14 protein-coding genes and 1 other RNA gene are annotated in these 16,590 nt (G+C 43.1%); 13 read left to right on the top strand and 2 right to left on the bottom strand.

The window, feature by feature from the left end; translation table 11 throughout:
• The first annotated feature begins 28 nt into the window (after window positions 1–28).
• The 11 genes from QUA83_RS16115 to nuoK all read left to right on the top strand — a co-directional run bounded on the left by QUA83_RS16115 (window position 29) and on the right by nuoK (window position 8,901).
• Window positions 29–556: a GNAT family N-acetyltransferase gene (locus QUA83_RS16115; protein WP_333294218.1), complete on the top strand. Its 528-nt coding sequence runs from the start codon at window positions 29–31 to the stop codon at window positions 554–556.
• A gap of 137 nt (window positions 557–693) precedes the next feature.
• Window positions 694–933, top strand: coding sequence for a hypothetical protein (locus tag QUA83_RS16110; protein ID WP_333153451.1), 240 nt, complete (start codon window positions 694–696; stop codon window positions 931–933).
• 222 nt (window positions 934–1,155) lie between these two features.
• Complete coding sequence (locus tag QUA83_RS16105) at window positions 1,156–1,812, top strand: serine protease (protein ID WP_333153450.1); 657 nt, start codon at window positions 1,156–1,158, stop codon at window positions 1,810–1,812.
• A gap of 2 nt (window positions 1,813–1,814) precedes the next feature.
• Entirely contained in the window at window positions 1,815–2,393 is a 579-nt protein-coding gene (locus tag QUA83_RS16100) for a type II toxin-antitoxin system Phd/YefM family antitoxin (protein WP_228050324.1), read from the top strand.
• A complete protein-coding gene (locus tag QUA83_RS16095; RefSeq protein WP_333153449.1) occupies window positions 2,387–2,653 on the top strand; it encodes a Txe/YoeB family addiction module toxin in 267 nt (88 codons plus the stop codon). The genes QUA83_RS16100 and QUA83_RS16095 overlap by 7 nt, the downstream gene beginning before the upstream one ends.
• 116 nt (window positions 2,654–2,769) lie before the next feature.
• Window positions 2,770–4,545: a protein kinase domain-containing protein gene (locus tag QUA83_RS16090; protein ID WP_333294213.1), complete on the top strand. Its 1,776-nt coding sequence runs from the start codon at window positions 2,770–2,772 to the stop codon at window positions 4,543–4,545.
• Between the two features lie 238 nt (window positions 4,546–4,783).
• Window positions 4,784–5,180: a transfer-messenger RNA gene (gene ssrA, locus QUA83_RS16085) on the top strand.
• 603 nt (window positions 5,181–5,783) lie between these two features.
• Window positions 5,784–6,902, top strand: a complete 1,119-nt coding sequence (gene nuoH, locus QUA83_RS16080; RefSeq protein WP_333294211.1) for an NADH-quinone oxidoreductase subunit NuoH — start codon at window positions 5,784–5,786, stop codon at window positions 6,900–6,902.
• 103 nt (window positions 6,903–7,005) lie between these two features.
• The gene (gene ndhI / locus QUA83_RS16075) at window positions 7,006–7,581 is read left to right on the top strand and encodes an NAD(P)H-quinone oxidoreductase subunit I (RefSeq protein WP_333294208.1); all 576 of its coding nucleotides are present in this window, start codon (window positions 7,006–7,008) and stop codon (window positions 7,579–7,581) included.
• A gap of 197 nt (window positions 7,582–7,778) precedes the next feature.
• Window positions 7,779–8,402, top strand: coding sequence for an NADH-quinone oxidoreductase subunit J (locus QUA83_RS16070; protein ID WP_333042048.1), 624 nt, complete (start codon window positions 7,779–7,781; stop codon window positions 8,400–8,402).
• A gap of 193 nt (window positions 8,403–8,595) precedes the next feature.
• Window positions 8,596–8,901, top strand: coding sequence for an NADH-quinone oxidoreductase subunit NuoK (gene nuoK, locus QUA83_RS16065; protein WP_228042566.1), 306 nt, complete (start codon window positions 8,596–8,598; stop codon window positions 8,899–8,901).
• Window positions 8,902–9,006: 105 nt separating this feature from the next.
• Here nuoK and folB read toward each other — a convergent pair whose 3' ends face one another.
• Together folB and QUA83_RS16055 are read right to left on the bottom strand one after the other, a co-directional pair.
• On the bottom strand, window positions 9,007–9,363 hold the full coding sequence (gene folB, locus QUA83_RS16060; RefSeq protein WP_333294205.1) for a dihydroneopterin aldolase: 357 nt from the start codon (window positions 9,361–9,363) through the stop codon (window positions 9,007–9,009).
• 161 nt (window positions 9,364–9,524) lie between these two features.
• Window positions 9,525–10,892, bottom strand: a complete 1,368-nt coding sequence (locus QUA83_RS16055) for a serine/threonine-protein kinase (RefSeq protein ID WP_333294204.1) — start codon at window positions 10,890–10,892, stop codon at window positions 9,525–9,527.
• A 985-nt stretch (window positions 10,893–11,877) separates the two neighbouring features.
• Here QUA83_RS16055 and QUA83_RS16050 point away from each other — a divergent pair.
• On the top strand, window positions 11,878–14,772 hold the full coding sequence (locus tag QUA83_RS16050; RefSeq protein WP_333294201.1) for an ATP-binding protein: 2,895 nt from the start codon (window positions 11,878–11,880) through the stop codon (window positions 14,770–14,772).
• Window positions 14,769–16,586, top strand: a complete 1,818-nt coding sequence (locus QUA83_RS16045) for an EAL domain-containing protein (RefSeq protein ID WP_333294199.1) — start codon at window positions 14,769–14,771, stop codon at window positions 16,584–16,586. Before QUA83_RS16050 ends, QUA83_RS16045 begins: the two co-directional genes overlap by 4 nt.
• Window positions 16,587–16,590: the final 4 nt, after the last annotated feature.

Below are 16,590 nucleotides of genomic sequence, written 5' to 3'. Positions count from 1 at the left end.
TCTCATACTTGTTAAAGAAGGTAGAAAAATGATTAAAACTAACAATCTTCAACTACTTGCCGTCGAAAGGATTCACATAGAAGCTTTATTGCGGAATAAAAGCGAGCTTGCAGCAATTTTAAATGTCGTAGTGCCTAATAGCTGGCCTCATTTCCCGGAAGCATTTTCCCTCCCTGCTGACGAATCTTGCGAATCCAATCCGCCTCCAACTGACTGGGGCAATTACTTCTTTATTCATCCAAAAAATGAAGTGCTTGTCGGCAATGGAGGTTTCAAAGGCTCACCTGATGAGTCGGGAACTATAGAGATAGGTTATGAAATTGCTTCCGAATATTGGAATCGCGGATTTGCAACTGAGGCGGCACAGGGAATGATCGATTATGCTTTCGCTCACGAGGAGGTTAAAGCAGTCATCGCCCACACTTTAGCTGAAAAAAATGCCTCGAATAGGGTGTTGCAAAAAGTGGGAATGAAGTTCATTGCAGAGGTGGACTATCCTGAAGAAGGCAAGATATGGCGATGGCAAATAAGCAGGGATGAATATCATCCGACTTGAACCGTAACGCCGTTTGGCTGTTTAAGCCACTGGTTTTGGGGGTAATTTGAAGGTTCTCGGTTGGAGCATTAAATCTGCCCGATTGAATAAAAGCTATAATCTAGTCACTACCTAAAACCCGAAGCTCGGAGCCTACAATGGTTTCAATTCTCAACAAACCCTCCTCGTTAATCCATGAGATTTGCATTAAAAAAGTCGAGCGGTGGAAGTTGTTAAAATTTAGTGAATCGCTCCAACAGCGCAGGGAACAATTGTTAGAGAAAAAAAAGGCAGATCAACTAATGGCAGAAGAGGTAGCGGAACTCGACGCCATTGGGGAATTAGATCGTATCTTTACCCACATCAATGCAATGATGGCGGCTCAAGATGTCAATTAGCGATCCGACGAGACAGGCGGTTCGAGAAAGAGCGAGCTATTGCTGCGGCAATTGATACTCGGATCAGGTATGATGTTGAAGTTGCGGTACGATTTACTTAACTTAGAAACATAACTTTGGCGAAAGTGCGGTATGATCTATCAATGAGAGTGTTATTATACTGCTGGTGTGGTATAATTAATACTTATATGGCAAGTTCATACTTTAATCGTAAGAAGTCAAATGTCATACTCATCTCTCGCAAACATAGTATTTGCGGTCGGACGAACAGGAGCAAATGGGGTATCGCTGCTTGGTACAGCAACTCTACTAAATAGTCCTGGAAAGTTTGTTACGGCTGCCCATGTTACTAATAAAGATGAGCAGAATCTAGTCGTGGTTGTAAAACCTGATAATTCGAGCATCAATGACTATCAAGATACTTCTGATGATCGAGTTCAGATGATACCGGTTCGCATTGAAGCTATTGATCCTTTCACAGATTTGTGTATTTTGTCGGCTGATATTGATTGGTTCTCTAATATATCGATGGGTAGTACAGATCTTCTAAATTTTGGCAGTGTTGTTGATATTTTTGGTTATCCTCACGCAGATCATGGAAGATTGGTACTCACTCATCAACGAACTGAGATAGGTGCCAGAATCTTAATTAAAAATGGAATAGTCAAAACGAAGCATGTCGTCCTGAACACTCAGGCTCGCCCAGGTCAATCTGGAAGCCCTATATTCTCTGCACAAACTACAGTGCTTGTTGCTATCCTGATTGGGTCATATGCTCCGGGTGGTGGAGGTGGTATTTCATTGGGTGGAGTAGATCCGCATACCCTCCATCAGACTACTCATGCGGTCTCTGTTGAGTACGTTAGGGAAATGTTGTAGATATGGAAAATAAATTAGAACAATTATTTCAGGTTGATAAGGAAGAGTGGCTCACAACGCTGCCTAAATACCAACAAATAAGGATCAAGGAGCTAGTGGATTCCACTAACTCTTACGAAGAGGCAGCAAAACAGTGGCTGAATGCAATGCCAGAGAACACATTCCCATTTGGAGCCGAACAAGCGAGAAATCTATTTATTGAAAAAGTCCGGGATGAAATTGAAAAATTCTTAAGCGGCGATGAAAAATACGCTGATAAACACAAACAGCTAGTTTCTTCGTCAGAGGTACTACAAAAAACTCTTGTGAGTTCTGTTTCAGCAGCAATCGCCCCAGTAATAGGTACAGCAGCAGTCTACATCATGCCTGTTGTTGTTCTTGTATTCATGACAATGACTAAGATTGCGGATCAACCCATTGTTATTGCAGGACAGAGTAGCAATGCAGTGTTATTTTCTGAAGCTGACTCGGCATCGGTGCAAGAAACACTGTATCTTCTCTCAGTGCCAGGGATGCGGGAATCGATTCTGGAAGGAATGGCAACGCCGATCGAGGAGTGCGCTAGGGAGTTGGAGTGGTGAATTGGAATCTGGTATATACCAAACAGGCACAGAAAGATGCCAAAAAGCTCGCTTCTAGCAATTTACGAGACAAAGCGCAAGAGTTACTCGACATCATTCAAACCAATCCGTTTCAGAATCCGCCACCCTATGAGAAATTGGTGGGAGATTTGGAAGGTGCATATTCACGGCGAATCAACATTCAGCATCGTCTGGTGTACGAGGTGATTGAGTCCGAGAATACGGTAAGAATTTTGCGGATGTGGACGCATTATGAGTAGTGTTTCTAACAGGTTAACTAATACAGGGGTAGATCGATCGCCCTTTAGACTGGTAACTTAGCCCACCATACGTGCCATAATCAGCCATATTATCTGGTACGCGATCGCCTGAACCTATGGATGCGCTAATCGGCAAAACTTTACAGGGTGGAAAGTACACCCTCGAACAAGAATTGGGAAGAGGCGGCTTTGGAATAACTTTCAGGGCAAATCACCGCTATTTAGGACAGCCTGTAGTCATTAAAACCCTCAACGAATCTCTGCGGCAGCAACCCAATTTTGCTGAGTTCGATCGCAAGTTTCAAGACGAAGCGAGGCGGTTGGCTTCCTGCGTTCATCCGAATATTGTCCGCGTCAGCGATTTCTTTGTCGAAGACGGGCAGCCTTACATGGTGATGGACTACATAGCCGGTCAGAATTTGGGCGATGTCGTATTCCCAAATCGGCCGCTGCCAGAAGAACTCGCTATTCTCTACATAACTCAAATTGGCGCTGCTTTAAAAGTTGTTCATCAAAAGGGTTTGCTGCACCGAGATATCAAGCCGCAAAACATTCTGCTACGCCAAAACACCCAAGAAGTTGTGCTGATCGATTTTGGCATTGCTCGCGAGTTTACTCCCGGTGCAACCCAAAGTCACACTAATATGGTGTCCGACGGCTACGCGCCCCCTGAACAGTATTTCGCCCAAGGAAAATATACGCCCGCCACAGATGTTTACGGTATGGCGGCGACGCTTTACACTTTACTGACAGCACAAGTGCCAGTGGCTGCAATTTTGCGTACCAGTCAGCCAATGCCTTCACCCCGCGATTTGCAGCCTCAGCTAAGTGCGGCTGTCAGCCAAGCGGTGATGCGGGGGATGACGGTAGAAGCTCAAAATCGCCCTGCTACCGTGGATGAGTGGCTGTCGCTGCTGCACGGGCAGCCTCATGGTGCTGCGTCGCCGAGCACCGGGCCGACGGTGGCGGTGATTCCGGGACACGGGCCTCAGTCGCCGGCGGGTTCCAGAACAGCGCCTGCTGTGGTGTCTTCTGGGGACAACAACCGCAAGGTTTGGTGGATTTTGGGGTTCGTGACGATCGCACTTATTGTTGCAGGTTTGGTCGGTATTGCTAGGGTTTTCTTCAACCGGCCGTCTTCGGAACCCGCACCTGTGGCCCAGGACGATCGCACTTCGACCCCTGCAGATCCAGACGCGCGCTCAAACCCCGCACCAATTCCCGCGCCGACACAAACGCCTTTCTCGCCGACTCCCAGAGAAACTCCGCAGGCTGCTGAAACTCCGCCGCCCAATGCTGAAAATCCAGCGCCTGCTGAAACTCCAGCGCCCGCTGCTGAAACTCCAACACCAGCCCCAACTCCAACACCAGCGCCAACTCCCGAAGCTGTCGAACCCACACCAACAGAAAAACTTGTTGACAAAGAGTTGCCGCCAGATCGATCGCCCGCACCCAGCGAACAACCGGGAACCAGTTATCAGAAGACTCCCACAATCCCTGGGTATGCGGTGGGTACGGCGGAAAGTCAGATTTTAGCCGAATTGGGAGAACCGACTGACTCTCAAGCGCGGGGCTATTGGCCAAATACTCGCACCGCACTTTATGAAATATTGCCAAATCGGATTACTCTCGGCTACATTTACGATCGCGATTCAAGCGAGCTAGTACAAACAGAGGGTTCTTTTGCCCAGTCGGTGGACGATTTGGTGGTGCGAACCGCCTTAAACGGGATGGTGGGCGGCGCCAGCAGGGAGATTTTGCAGGGCTTGCGCGACGTACAGCAGCGCCGGAGTAATCGGTTTACGTTTAGGAAGGGTTCCCTCGAAGGGATGATCGAACGCAACGAGCGCGATCGGATTTACATCGGCGTCTGGGACGAGAACTTGCATTAAACTTGGCAGCGCTGAAATCATGCACCCTTGTCAATAAACCTTGAAAGGGCGGGCAAGATGCCCACCCCACAGGAAAACTCAACTCTTGTGGAACAGGCATCTTGCCTGTTCAAAAAAATGGTGCAAGATGTAAATATTCCCGACTCAGCTTTGTGCCAAAATCGAAAATCTAAAATCCCAAAAAAATCGCTTGACTTGACGCAACACGAAATATTGTCTATAATAAGAGAACACACGAGGGGCTGTAATGGTTTCGACAGGGTGGCGAAAGCTGCTCCGTGATGCAGGTCGAGAGGGAGTCTACTCTCGTTAATATCGGCTCAAACAAAAAAGTAAATGCGAACAACATCGTTCCTTTCGCTCGTGTAAACAAAACTGTTGCTGTAGCCTAAAAACTTCTTAAGCCCAGTTTAGAGCGTCTGCAACCTAACTCCGTTAACGGCAGCAGAACAACCCCCAACGGATGCCCTAGCTAAACGTTTCTAGTCGGCTAGCTAGGAAAGCAATCACTAGAAAATCCCCCCATTTGGGATAAAGATGGTTCCCGCCCCGAGGATTAGAGGGGATAAACCTGTGAACGATCGGAAGGTAAATACCCGCTTTGGACGGCAGTTCGATTCTGCCCAGTTCCATAAAAAAAGTGACGTAAAATCAATGGTTTAAGCCATTTGAAAGCCACTTTACAGTATTAAAAGGGCTCAGAGTTAAATCTGAGCCCTTTTGTTTGGGCTATATCTCGCTTATAGCTGAGTCTAGATACCCCTAAATCCCAGGGCGGTTTCATTCTCAGGAAAATCATGGTTTTGTAGGGGTAGTGCTAAGAGTGCCTACCCCCACCGACGATCGAATGGCCGTTTTAGGCATCGGGGCAACCACGGGGGGTTTGCCCCTACAGATATTGTTTCCCCCTCTTATTCATGGGGCTAGGGGAGATCGATGTTTGAGACAGGAGAGTGCGTAAGTCCAGAGTGATTGCTGACTCAAAATCGATCGACCAATCAACAGTCAACCGTCAACAGTCAACCGTCAACAGTCAACCATAAATTACCCACCCATTAGCTACGCTGCAGGCTCATATAATTAGAACTTCACCCTGTGTGTGCGTTCTTGGAGCCGGTCGGGCGATATACTATTAGGCGGTAAAGCATTAAAAATCTTTACAAAGACCCCGATTTCTAAGCCTACTCCTACAAAGGACGGGTGAAAAATTATATGCTGAGCGCTCAAAAGCTGGAAAAATGAACCCAGGAATTGACTTACAAGGAAGTTTTGTAGAAGCCCTGATGAATTTGGGCTTACCGGCGGACATCGCCCAAGTGCTTTGGCTACCGCTGCCAATGTTGCTGATGATTGTCGCTGCCGTTTTCGGGGTACTCACTAGCGTCTGGCTGGAACGGAAAATTTCCGCCGCCGCTCAACAGCGGGTAGGCCCGGAATTCATCGGCCCTCTGGGAGTGCTAGCACCCGTTGCTGACGGTCTGAAGTTGGTATTCAAAGAAGACATTGTACCGGCCAAAGCTGACGCGCTGCTGTTCACGCTGGGCCCGGTAATTGTGGTGATTCCAGTTTTTCTGTCTTACTTAATCGTGCCCTTCGGAGAGCATATGCTGATCGCCGATATGGGGACAGCAATATTTCTGTGGATTGCTCTGTCTAGCATTCAGCCGATCGGCTTGCTGATGTCCGGCTATGCTTCAAACAACAAATACGCCCTCCTCGGAGGACTCAGAGCCGCCGCTCAATCCCTCAGCTACGAAATTCCCCTTGCTTTGGCAGTATTGGCAGTTGTAATGATGTCCAATAGCCTCAGTACGATCGACATCGTACAGCAGCAAGCCGACTACGGCATTCTCGGCTGGAATATCTGGCGGCAACCAGCAGGTTTCCTGATTTTCTGGATCGCAGCACTAGCAGAATGCGAACGGTTGCCCTTTGACCTCCCGGAAGCAGAAGAAGAATTGGTAGCAGGATATCAGACTGAGTATACAGGCATGAAATTTGCCTTGTACTATATCGCTTCCTACGTTAACCTCGTCCTTTCTTGCCTGCTAGTAGCAGTTTTGTACCTCGGCGGCTGGGAGTGTCCGATTCCTGTCGGAGTCCTGACAAATGCCCTGGGATTGAGCGAAACGACTCCTTGGTTGCAGGTAATTACCGGCTTGCTGGGCATTACAATGACCATGCTGAAAGCGTACTTTTTCCTGTTTCTGGCAGTTCTGCTCCGCTGGACTCTGCCGCGAGTTCGGATCGACCAATTGCTAAATTTGGGATGGAAGTTTTTACTTCCTGTTGCTCTAGTTAATTTGCTATTGACCGCAGCTTTGAAACTTGCCTTTCCCTTTGCTTTTGGCGGTTAATTAATAATAGGTAAAGGGCAACAGCTCAACAAAAATAGCTGTTAACCAATTACCTATTATCAATTAGCACTTACCAAAAACTCAAGTACAGAGAGAGAACACCATGCTAAAATTCCTCAATCAAGTAGGCGAATACGCCAAAGAGACTCTTCAAGCTGCTAAGTATATCGGTCAAGGGCTATCTGTTACCTTTGACCACATGAGACGCCGACCGATTACGGTGCAGTATCCTTACGAAAAATTAATTCCTTCCGAACGTTTTCGGGGCAGAATTCACTTTGAATTTGACAAGTGCATCTCCTGCGAAGTTTGCGTTCGGGTGTGTCCGATCAACTTACCTGTAGTGGATTGGGAATTTAACAAAGAAACTAAGAAGAAGCAACTCAAGCACTACAGTATCGATTTCGGAGTGTGTATCTTCTGCGGCAACTGCGTAGAATATTGTCCGACTAATTGTTTGTCGATGACAGAAGAGTATGAGTTAGCCACCTACGAACGTCATGAATTGAATTATGACAACGTGGCGCTGGGACGTTTGCCCTACAAGGTTACAGATGACCCGATGGTGACACCGATGCGCGAATTCGCTTATTTGCCGAAAGGTGCGATCGACCCCCATGAAGTTTCCTACACCGATCGCCGCGCCGGTCTGCGTCCAGAGGAAATTATCGAAAAGTAGGTAAGGGGGCATGGGGCATGGGGCATGGGGCATGAGGCATAGTTAGTAGTTAGTGGTTAATGGTTAATGATTACTTGTTAGTAGTTTTTCTAATAACAAATAACAAATTTCCCATGCCCAATGCCCAATGCCCAATGCCCAATGCCCAATGCCCAATGCCCAATGCCCAATGCCCAATTAACAGAGGATAAAAAATTGTGAATCTAGCCGAAGGGGTTCAAATTGTTTCGTTTGGCATACTGTCCGTAATGATGATTGCAGGAGCACTAGGAGTAGTGCTGTTCTCAAATATCGTTTACTCAGCTTTTTTGCTGTGCGGCGTATTTACCAGCATTGCCGGCTTGTACCTGTTGCTGAATGCCGACTTTGTAGCAGCAGCGCAGGTATTGATTTATGTTGGCGCTGTTAACGTCTTGATTTTGTTTGCGATTATGTTGGTGAACAAGCGCGAAGATTTCCGCACTATTCCCAACGCTTGGGTGCGTCAAATAGCAACAGCAGTAGTTTGCGTAGGCTTGTTTGCACTGTTGGGTACGATGGTGGTGTCTACTCCTTGGGCTATTGTCGCGACGACAGGAGCACCGGCCGAAAGTTCGATCGTTACAATCGCCAAACATTTCTTCACCGACTTTTTGCTGCCTTTCGAGTTAGCATCAGTGTTTTTGTTGATGGCAATGGTAGGGGCAATTGTCTTGGCGCGCCGCGATTTCTTCCCGGATGAACTGTCAAAGAAGCTATCCGAAACACCCGCTTTGAGTTTGCCGGAAAGACCTCGCGAATTAGTTTCTGCCGGAGATGTGTCTTCGCCAGAATCTAAGTAAAAGTAGTGAGTCTAAATGATTCGTACAATTAAGGTAGGGGCAATTTCCCCGTGGTTGCCCAGTTCGGAGGTAGGTACGGAACACTACCCCTACTGTATGAATGATTTAGACACGCTATAGTAGGGTGTTCACTGCACCTATCTCTCTGTCTTGTAGTAATGTTGATTGAGAAAGACTCAAAAAATTTATGCAACTGCAACTCCAGTATTTCCTGTTATTAGCCGCCGCACTTTTCTGTATTGGTATTTACGGTTTGATTACCAGCAGAAATGCAGTGCGCGTGTTGATGTCGATCGAGTTGATGCTGAATGCTGTCAATCTCAATTTGATGGGTTTCTCCAATTATCTCGACCCGGTACAAATTAAGGGCCAAGTATTTACCGTGTTTGTAGTTACGGTAGCGGCGGCTGAGGCTGCCGTAGGTTTGGCAATTGTTTTGGCGATTTATCGCAACCGCAATACCGTAGACATGGAAGAATTTAACTTGCTGAAGTGGTAATTAATTAATAGTCATCAGTCATCAGTCATCAGTCATTAGCGACAAACTAATGCAGATTAAAGACTGATGACTAAGGACTAAGGACTAAGGACTAAGGACTAAGGACTAATGACTTCTAGTAATTTCTAGAGTAATTCTACCCCCGAAATCAGGGATGGGGGCAGCAGGTTTCGAGAGTTGTAGTTTAACTTTCTCGACTAACGGTAGTTGTAAAAGCGCTTGAACAATAGTATCTGCTAGGCGTTCGATTAATAAAAATTTCGACTCTTGGACTAGCTTTTGAATCAGAGTAATTGCGCTGCGGTAATCAAGAGTATGTTGAATATCATCACTTTTTCCAGCTTCCGATAAATCCAGCCAGAGAGTAACATCCACTTCAAACCACTGGCCCAAAACTTGCTCTTCCGGCAGATAGCCCGTATATCCGTAGCAGCGAATTCCTGTAAGTTGAATAGAATCCATTTTGCAATAAACTAAAAGTGCGTTGTTCTATACCAATTTGTATTAAACCAGATAAAGTTCTCTTTCTCTTCCCTCTCTTTTTTTGCCCTTTGCCCTCTTCATCTTCCCTCTGCGCCCTCTGCGCCCTCTGCGGTTAAATCACTCTGATTCTATCTTAAATTTCATAACTCTCCTCCTTTCTCCAACTTGTCCAGTAAATCCTCAGCAACTTCATACCATTTCCGCCTAATTTCAGCATCTTCTGGCTTTTCTGTCAAGGTACGACCTTGGAATTCGGGATATTTATTGTAATATAATTCATCCACTTTTTGATAGAATATATCTTGATTAATGTTGAGATTTTTGCGCCGTTTACCAATCTTTTCTTGACGAATTATTTCGGCTTCCTCTAAGGATGTATCGGGAGGTTGCTGGCGCGAAGTAAATTTAGGTAAATCCGGCAACTTTGGCAACGTGAAACCCGATTTGACTACACTAAAAGCTAAAATTCCTGGCACCAAAAGCACACTTAAACTCCCTAGGGTTTTCCAAGGAATTAACTTGAATGTGCTGTTGTTGTTAACAATTTGAGGATTTTGGTGAACAGGAGTATGATTACTGGTAGCAGTTTGAGTGGTGTTTTTGAAAGGGCGGCCGACAAAGTTCATTGTCACCATTTGGGAAATTATACTGCCAATTTGAGAGAGTTTTGGATCTTTGAGTGCTTCGCGGACTTCTTTTGCGGATTGGTAGCGATCGCCCGGTTGTTCTGCTAACATCCGATCCAATACCGTGGCTAAATTAGGGCTGACACTGACGTGCGATCGCCAATCCCAAGTTTTATTATTGATATCGTACAATTTTTGAGGCTTTTTGCCGCTTAGCAGTACCAAAGCCGTCACGGCTAAAGCATACAAATCGCTAGCGGCAGAAACTTTACCCAGTCGCATTTGTTCGGCTGGCGAATAACCCTGTTTGCCGATCGCCGTATCCGATTGTCCGTTAAACTGAAGTACGGCATTGGCTGCGATTTGTTTGACTGAACCGAAATCAATTAAAAAGGGTAGTTTGTCAGCATCATGCTGAATAATATTATCCGGGGAAATATCGCGGTGAATTAAATTTTTCGAGTGGATGTATTCTAAAACGGGTAAAAGCTGAAATAGCAGTTGAGTAACTTCGGCTTCGGTAAAATTTTTACCTTGCTGCTGACGCGATATCAATATTTCTTCGTAGGTTTGACCTTTGATATAATCTTGGACTAAAAATAAAGATGGATTCCCGCCCAAATCCGTTCGCAGGAGTTCTCGAAAGCGGGGAATTTGCGGGTGTTGGAGGTTGTAAAGCATACTCGCTTCGCGATCGAACAATTCGGCAGCTTTCGGGCTGTGAACCACCGGAGAAAACTCTTTGAGTACGCAATGTTCGTTGTAGCGGTTGATGTCTTCGGCGAGATAAGTGCGGCCGAAGCCACCTCGGCCCAATTCGCGGAGGATGCGGTAGCGTTTTTCGAGAGTCGAACCAGGGGTGAGGAGGGAGGAGTTAGACATAAACCACGGCAAATTGTTCGATTTGGGGAGTCGCCGAGCACAGTATAGCTCATTGTAGCTAAGTTTGTTTGAATGCGAGCGAAGGAAGGGCGATCGCCCCAGCAATATCAATCCTCTACTCAATAGCTTTACCGATCGTTTGATGATGTAGACTCTCCCTCATCATTATCAAAAAAACGACTAAACTAAGCGCTATTTCTGGACTAGCTTTTAACTAGAATTGCTTCTCATCCTGATACTGTCGTCAAATCGAGGTGAAGTCAACTGGCTGTGCATATTCTGCACAATTGTATCCCAGTAGGTGATTCAGCTTTTGGGGAGATGTCTAATGTTTCTGCTCCCAATGGCAACTTGAGTAATTTTACTGAATTCTGTCTGCTCTGGAAATAGCGATCGCCTCTAAGGAGACTTATACAAAATATAAACATTTTGTCAATGCGTAAGTTCTAGAAGTTAAGATGCTGGAGAGAGGTCTTTTCTGAGATTTAGCAACAATTCTATATATAAATTGTTAAAAAATGTATTACTCTATGGTCTATAAAAATAAAATATTTACCAAAGGTAGGAGTCTTCCGTAGAGAAGAGGATTGAATAGTTATAGGACTAGAGTCTGTTACATTACATGAATTTTTATGTACTGTAATAAAGATGACATTAATTAGTATGTTCTTTCAACTAGAATAAATATTCAGCAAAAGACAGCGTAATATTGATATTAGTCAGGTACCTGCTGGGCAAATTATAAAAAAGTCTCAATCAGTTACTGAATGACGGCAACTCCAAAAATTCCGTTAGGCATGATCTTGGTTCGGCCTTTTATCCTAAATATTTTTGTGGGTGTAGGAATAACGGGGTATGTCTCTTTACATAATGGACAAACAGCTACTAAGGAAATTGTCAAATTCTACCATGAGGTTAGAGCGCAGATTGACAATCATTTTAATAGCTCTTTAAAAATAAATTATTATCTATTACTTATTAGATTATGAACAAGCCCTTACACCAGCGCCTCACCGAACCCATAAATTTAATGGCATTGTTGTTGATTTTTATATTTCCTTTTGCTCTGGTAGTTTATCAATTAATTGCTGAGATTGATATTAAAATTGAATTTGCTCAAGAAGAAAAAGTCGGCTTGGCTTATAACTATCCGTTGAAAAATTTGCTTGTCGCTGTTATTGAACACCGCACGCAAGTTAATCAATATTTAAATGGGGACAAGTCTTTAGCCCCTGCGATCGCCACGGCAACAGAAAAGATCGAGACGGCAATCCAAAACCTCAATGCCGTGGAAAAACAGCTATCGCCCCAATTTAAAACTAGCCCGCAATGCCTAGCGCTCAAAACTTCCATTAATGGCAACTGGCAGCGATTAAAAAAGCAAAAATTAAACTTATCTCCTACCCAAAGCTGGCAAGCACATACAACTGTTGTTAACGATATCCTCGATTTAATTGCACACATCGGAGATGTTTCTAATCTCATTCTCGACCCATCTTTAGACAGTTATTATTTAATGGATACCGTTGTCACGCAGCTACCATTAACGATAGAGAATACGGCTCAAGCTAAAGATATCGGTGCAAATATCGCCGCTCAACACGCTAAACAAAAAATTGCAGACAGCGATCGAGCCAAACTTTTGATTATTAGGAGTTTAATTGCACCGCCTATACAAGCAGTCGAAAGAGGCTTGCAAATTTCTGCTAATGCTAATCCTCAAATTCAGCGGCAGCTATCCACTAGCGTGCGCGAAAATTTCAAGAATATCAAAAGATTTATTGACTTACTCGACAAAGATATCATTAATGCCAATAACATCAACTTAAAGCCATTCGTATATACAGCGGCAGCCAAAACTGCCCTAGAGTCCCAATTAAAACTTTACGATACAGCTTTTCCACTTTTAGATCGTTTATTGGAACAGCGACTGAATCAGTTAGTTGGTAGAAAATATCAAATCCTCGGGTTTGCACTGCTAGTGTTAGCGGTAGTTACTTACATTTTTATGGCTTTGGTCAGCAACCGCAAAAAGCGCCAACAATTTGAAAAAGAATTGCAAGCTGCTGAAGCCAAATATCGCAGTATTTTTAAAAATTCAATTCACGGAATTTTTCAAATTACACCAGCCGGCGAATATCTTAGCGCTAATCCAGCCTTGGCTGAAATTTATGGTTACAATTCTCCTGATGAATTAATTGGCAAATTAACCAATCTTAACCAACAACTTTATATCGATCCCAACCGCCGAGAAGAATTCGTAAAAATTATAGGCGATTGCGGCAGTGTTGCCGACTTTGAATCTCAAGTTTATCGCCGCGACGGTAGTATTATTTGGATTTCAGAAAATGCTCGCGCTATTTGTGATGAAAATGGCAATATTCTCTACTACGAAGGTACAGTAGAAGACATTACCGAATACAAACGTGCCGAACAAGAAATTTATGCCGCCAAAGAAGCCGCAGAAAATGCCAACCGCGCCAAAAGCGAATTTCTGGCTAACATGAGTCACGAACTGCGAACCCCACTCAACGGTATCTTAGGCTATGCCCAAATCCTCAAACGTTCTGTCAAACTAGGAGAACACGAACAAAATAGCGTTGAAATTATCTACCAGTGCGGTTCTCACCTGCTAACTTTAATTAACGATATTCTCGATTTGTCTAAAATAGAAGCTCAAAAAATGGAACTCTACCCCACAGAATTTCATTTTCCCGCTTTTCTGCAGGCCGTTGCCGAAATTTGTCGCATTCGCGCTGAACAAAAAAGTCTCAAATTTAGCTACCAACCCGATCCCGATTTACCCATTGCCATTCATGCCGACGAAAAGCGCTTGCGACAAGCATTAATTAACCTTATTGGTAACGCCATCAAATTTACAAAAATAGGAGACATAAGTTTTAGTGTCAGTGTAATTGAAAAGACTATTAATTTTTCCCATCAAACTTGCTGTAAAATTCGCTTCAGTGTTAAAGATACAGGAGTCGGAATTAAACCCGAAGAAATGGCCAAAATATTTTTACCTTTTGAACAAGTTGGATCTCGCAAAAATCAAGCAGAAGGAACGGGATTAGGACTGGCAATCACTCAAAAAATTATTCAATTAATGGGTAGTACCATTCAAGTCACCAGTCAATTACAAATGGGCAGTATTTTTGGGTTTGATTTAGAATTATTAGAAGCTACAGAATGGGTTAATAAAAGTTCTCAAACTGACAAAGGTAAAATTATTGGATTTAAAGGAAATCCCCAAAAAATTCTCGTGATTGACGATCGTTGGGAAAATCGCTCGGTCATTGTTAATTTACTGACTCCTCTAGGATTTGAAGTAATAGAAGCGACTAACGGTAAACAAGGATTGAACATAGCCATTCAGGCTAAACCAGATTTAGTGATTACAGATTTAGTTATGCCAGAAATGGATGGATTTCAATTGATGGAATACTGGAAAACAAGCTTAGAATTAAAAGATATTAAAATAATTGTTTCTTCGGCGAGTGTTTTTGAAACAGACCAAAATCAAAGCTTACAAGCTGGAGCTGTTGATTTTTTAGCCAAACCAGTTCAAGCTGAAGAACTTTTAGAAAAGTTAGAACTTCATTTACAAATAGAGTGGATTTATGAAGCTGTATCATTGATGCCTTCAGGCAGGAAACCCAATTACGATAAAATTGTTCCTCCTCCTCCAGAAGCATTAGATAAACTGTTTAATTTAGCGTTGCGAGGTAATTTGAAAGAGATTATAAAACAGACAGAAACTCTTGAAGAAACCGATCCAAAATATATGTCATTTGCGTTAAAATTGCGGCAGTTAGCTAAAGAGTTTCAAGAGAAAAAAATTTTGGAAATGCTCACTCAATACAAGGAAATAAATTTATGAAAAATTTAAATTCTTACTCAAATACAATTTTGGTAGTGGATGATGTCCCTGCTAATTTAGGAATCTTAGCGGATTTCCTCAGTGAAGCTAGTTTTGAGGTTTTGGTCGCTCAAGATGGAGAAAGTGCTATTCAAAAAATAAATTATGTGATTCCCGACCTAATTTTATTAGATATAATGATGCCCGGAATAAACGGATTTGAAACTTATGAACGCTTGAAACTAAACCCCCTATGGAGTAAAATTCCTGTAATTTTTATTACGGCTCTTTCGGAAACAGATAATGTTGTCAGAGGTTTATCTTTAGGAGCAGTAGATTATATTATTAAACCTTTTCAAAAAGAAGAGGTTTTAGCGAGAATTAAAACTCATTTAGAACTGCGAGATTTAACTAAAACTATTGAAGTTAAAAATCAGCATTTATTGCAAGAAATTGGTGAACATACTAAGGCTCGTGCAGACTTAAAACAGCTAAATCAAGAATTAGAAATCAGAGTCAAGGAACGAACAGCAGAACTTTCTCAAACGCTGCAAGACTTGTACAGAAGTCAAGCTCAATTAGAGCATAATGCCTTTTATGACTCCTTAACAGGTTTGCCAAATCGAGACTGGTTGATTAAGCGATTGCAGGAGCTAATTGCAGCAAATTCAAGTTATTCTGTTTTGTTTATTGACTTAGATCGCTTTAAAATTATTAATGATAGCCTGGGACATTTAGCAGGAGATGAGCTACTAAAGTGCGTAGCAAAGCGGATGCAAGGATGTTTAAAATCTTCCCAAACTGCAACGCGCATGGGTGGGGATGAATTTGTGATTTTAGTAGAAATAGAAACAGGGATTGCAGTTGCTCAAGAACTATTAGAACAGTTCAAGTTACCCTTTAAGTTTAATGACTATGAAGCGATAGTCGAAGCGAGTATTGGCATAACTTCTAGTGCAATGGATTATCAACAACCGATGGATATCCTTAGAGATGTGGATATTGCGATGTATCGAGCCAAAAAGCAGGGAAGTGGTAACTATCAGGTTTTCGATCCGCAGATGCAAGCGGATGCGATCGCACGCCTCGAACTGGAACAAGACTTGCGAAAAGCGATCGCTCAACAAGAATTTTGCTTGTACTATCAACCTATTGTTTCCCTCGTTACTGGAGAAATTAAAGGTTTTGAAGCTTTAATCCGCTGGAATCATCCCAAAGGCATAATTTCACCCGATCAATTTATCCCTGTTGCTGAAGAAACAGGATTAATTAATCCTTTAGGTTGGTGGATTTTACGGGAAGCTTGCAACCAGTTACGACGTTGGCAAGAGGAATTGCCTGACTTGCCTTTGAAAATGAACGTTAACTTTTCTCCCATTCAATTCCAACAAGTTAATTTATTTGAAAAAATTGCAGAAATTTTACAACAAACTGGGATAAAGAAAAACACTTTAAATATAGAAATCACTGAAAGTTGTCTCTTAAAAACAACAAGTTTAAACTTGGAATTGTTAAAAGCTATTGGTGTTGGGATATGTATCGATGATTTTTGTACTGGCTACTCTTCATTAAGTTTACTCAAAGATTTGCCAATTGATACTTTAAAAATTGATCGTTCCTTTTTGCAAAACCTGACTCGAAATCCCAACGATACAAGTTTAATTCAAACAATTATATTATTAGGTAAAAATTTAAATATGGAAATTGTTGCTGAAGGATTGGAAACTCAAGAACAAATAGAAATTATTCGAGAACTAGGATGTATTTTCGGACAAGGTTACTTTTTCTCTCGCCCCTTAGATAGTCATAAGGCCACGCGGTTTATCGGCTTATAATTAA

It is taken from the genome of Microcoleus sp. K1-B1, assembly GCF_036704705.1.
GTDB lineage: Bacteria > Cyanobacteriota > Cyanobacteriia > Cyanobacteriales > Microcoleaceae > Microcoleus.
The sequence above is the reverse complement of the archived record's forward strand: the minus strand, read 5'-3'. Positions and strand labels throughout refer to the sequence as shown.

Excerpts from the sequence above, each read along its gene's own strand:
- QUA83_RS16115 (WP_333294218.1), top strand. The coding sequence starts at position 29 with ATGATTAAAACTAACAATCTTCAACTACTTGCCGTCGAAAGGATTCAC.
- QUA83_RS16110 (WP_333153451.1), top strand. The coding sequence starts at position 694 with ATGGTTTCAATTCTCAACAAACCCTCCTCGTTAATCCATGAGATTTGC.
- QUA83_RS16105 (WP_333153450.1), top strand. The coding sequence starts at position 1,156 with ATGTCATACTCATCTCTCGCAAACATAGTATTTGCGGTCGGACGAACA.
- QUA83_RS16100 (WP_228050324.1), top strand. The coding sequence starts at position 1,815 with ATGGAAAATAAATTAGAACAATTATTTCAGGTTGATAAGGAAGAGTGG.
- QUA83_RS16090 (WP_333294213.1), top strand. The coding sequence starts at position 2,770 with ATGGATGCGCTAATCGGCAAAACTTTACAGGGTGGAAAGTACACCCTC.
- nuoH (WP_333294211.1), top strand. The coding sequence starts at position 5,784 with ATGAACCCAGGAATTGACTTACAAGGAAGTTTTGTAGAAGCCCTGATG.
- ndhI (WP_333294208.1), top strand. The coding sequence starts at position 7,006 with ATGCTAAAATTCCTCAATCAAGTAGGCGAATACGCCAAAGAGACTCTT.
- folB (WP_333294205.1), bottom strand. The coding sequence starts at position 9,363 with ATGGATTCTATTCAACTTACAGGAATTCGCTGCTACGGATATACGGGC.
- QUA83_RS16055 (WP_333294204.1), bottom strand. The coding sequence starts at position 10,892 with ATGTCTAACTCCTCCCTCCTCACCCCTGGTTCGACTCTCGAAAAACGC.
- QUA83_RS16050 (WP_333294201.1), top strand. The coding sequence starts at position 11,878 with ATGAACAAGCCCTTACACCAGCGCCTCACCGAACCCATAAATTTAATG.
- QUA83_RS16045 (WP_333294199.1), top strand. The coding sequence starts at position 14,769 with ATGAAAAATTTAAATTCTTACTCAAATACAATTTTGGTAGTGGATGAT.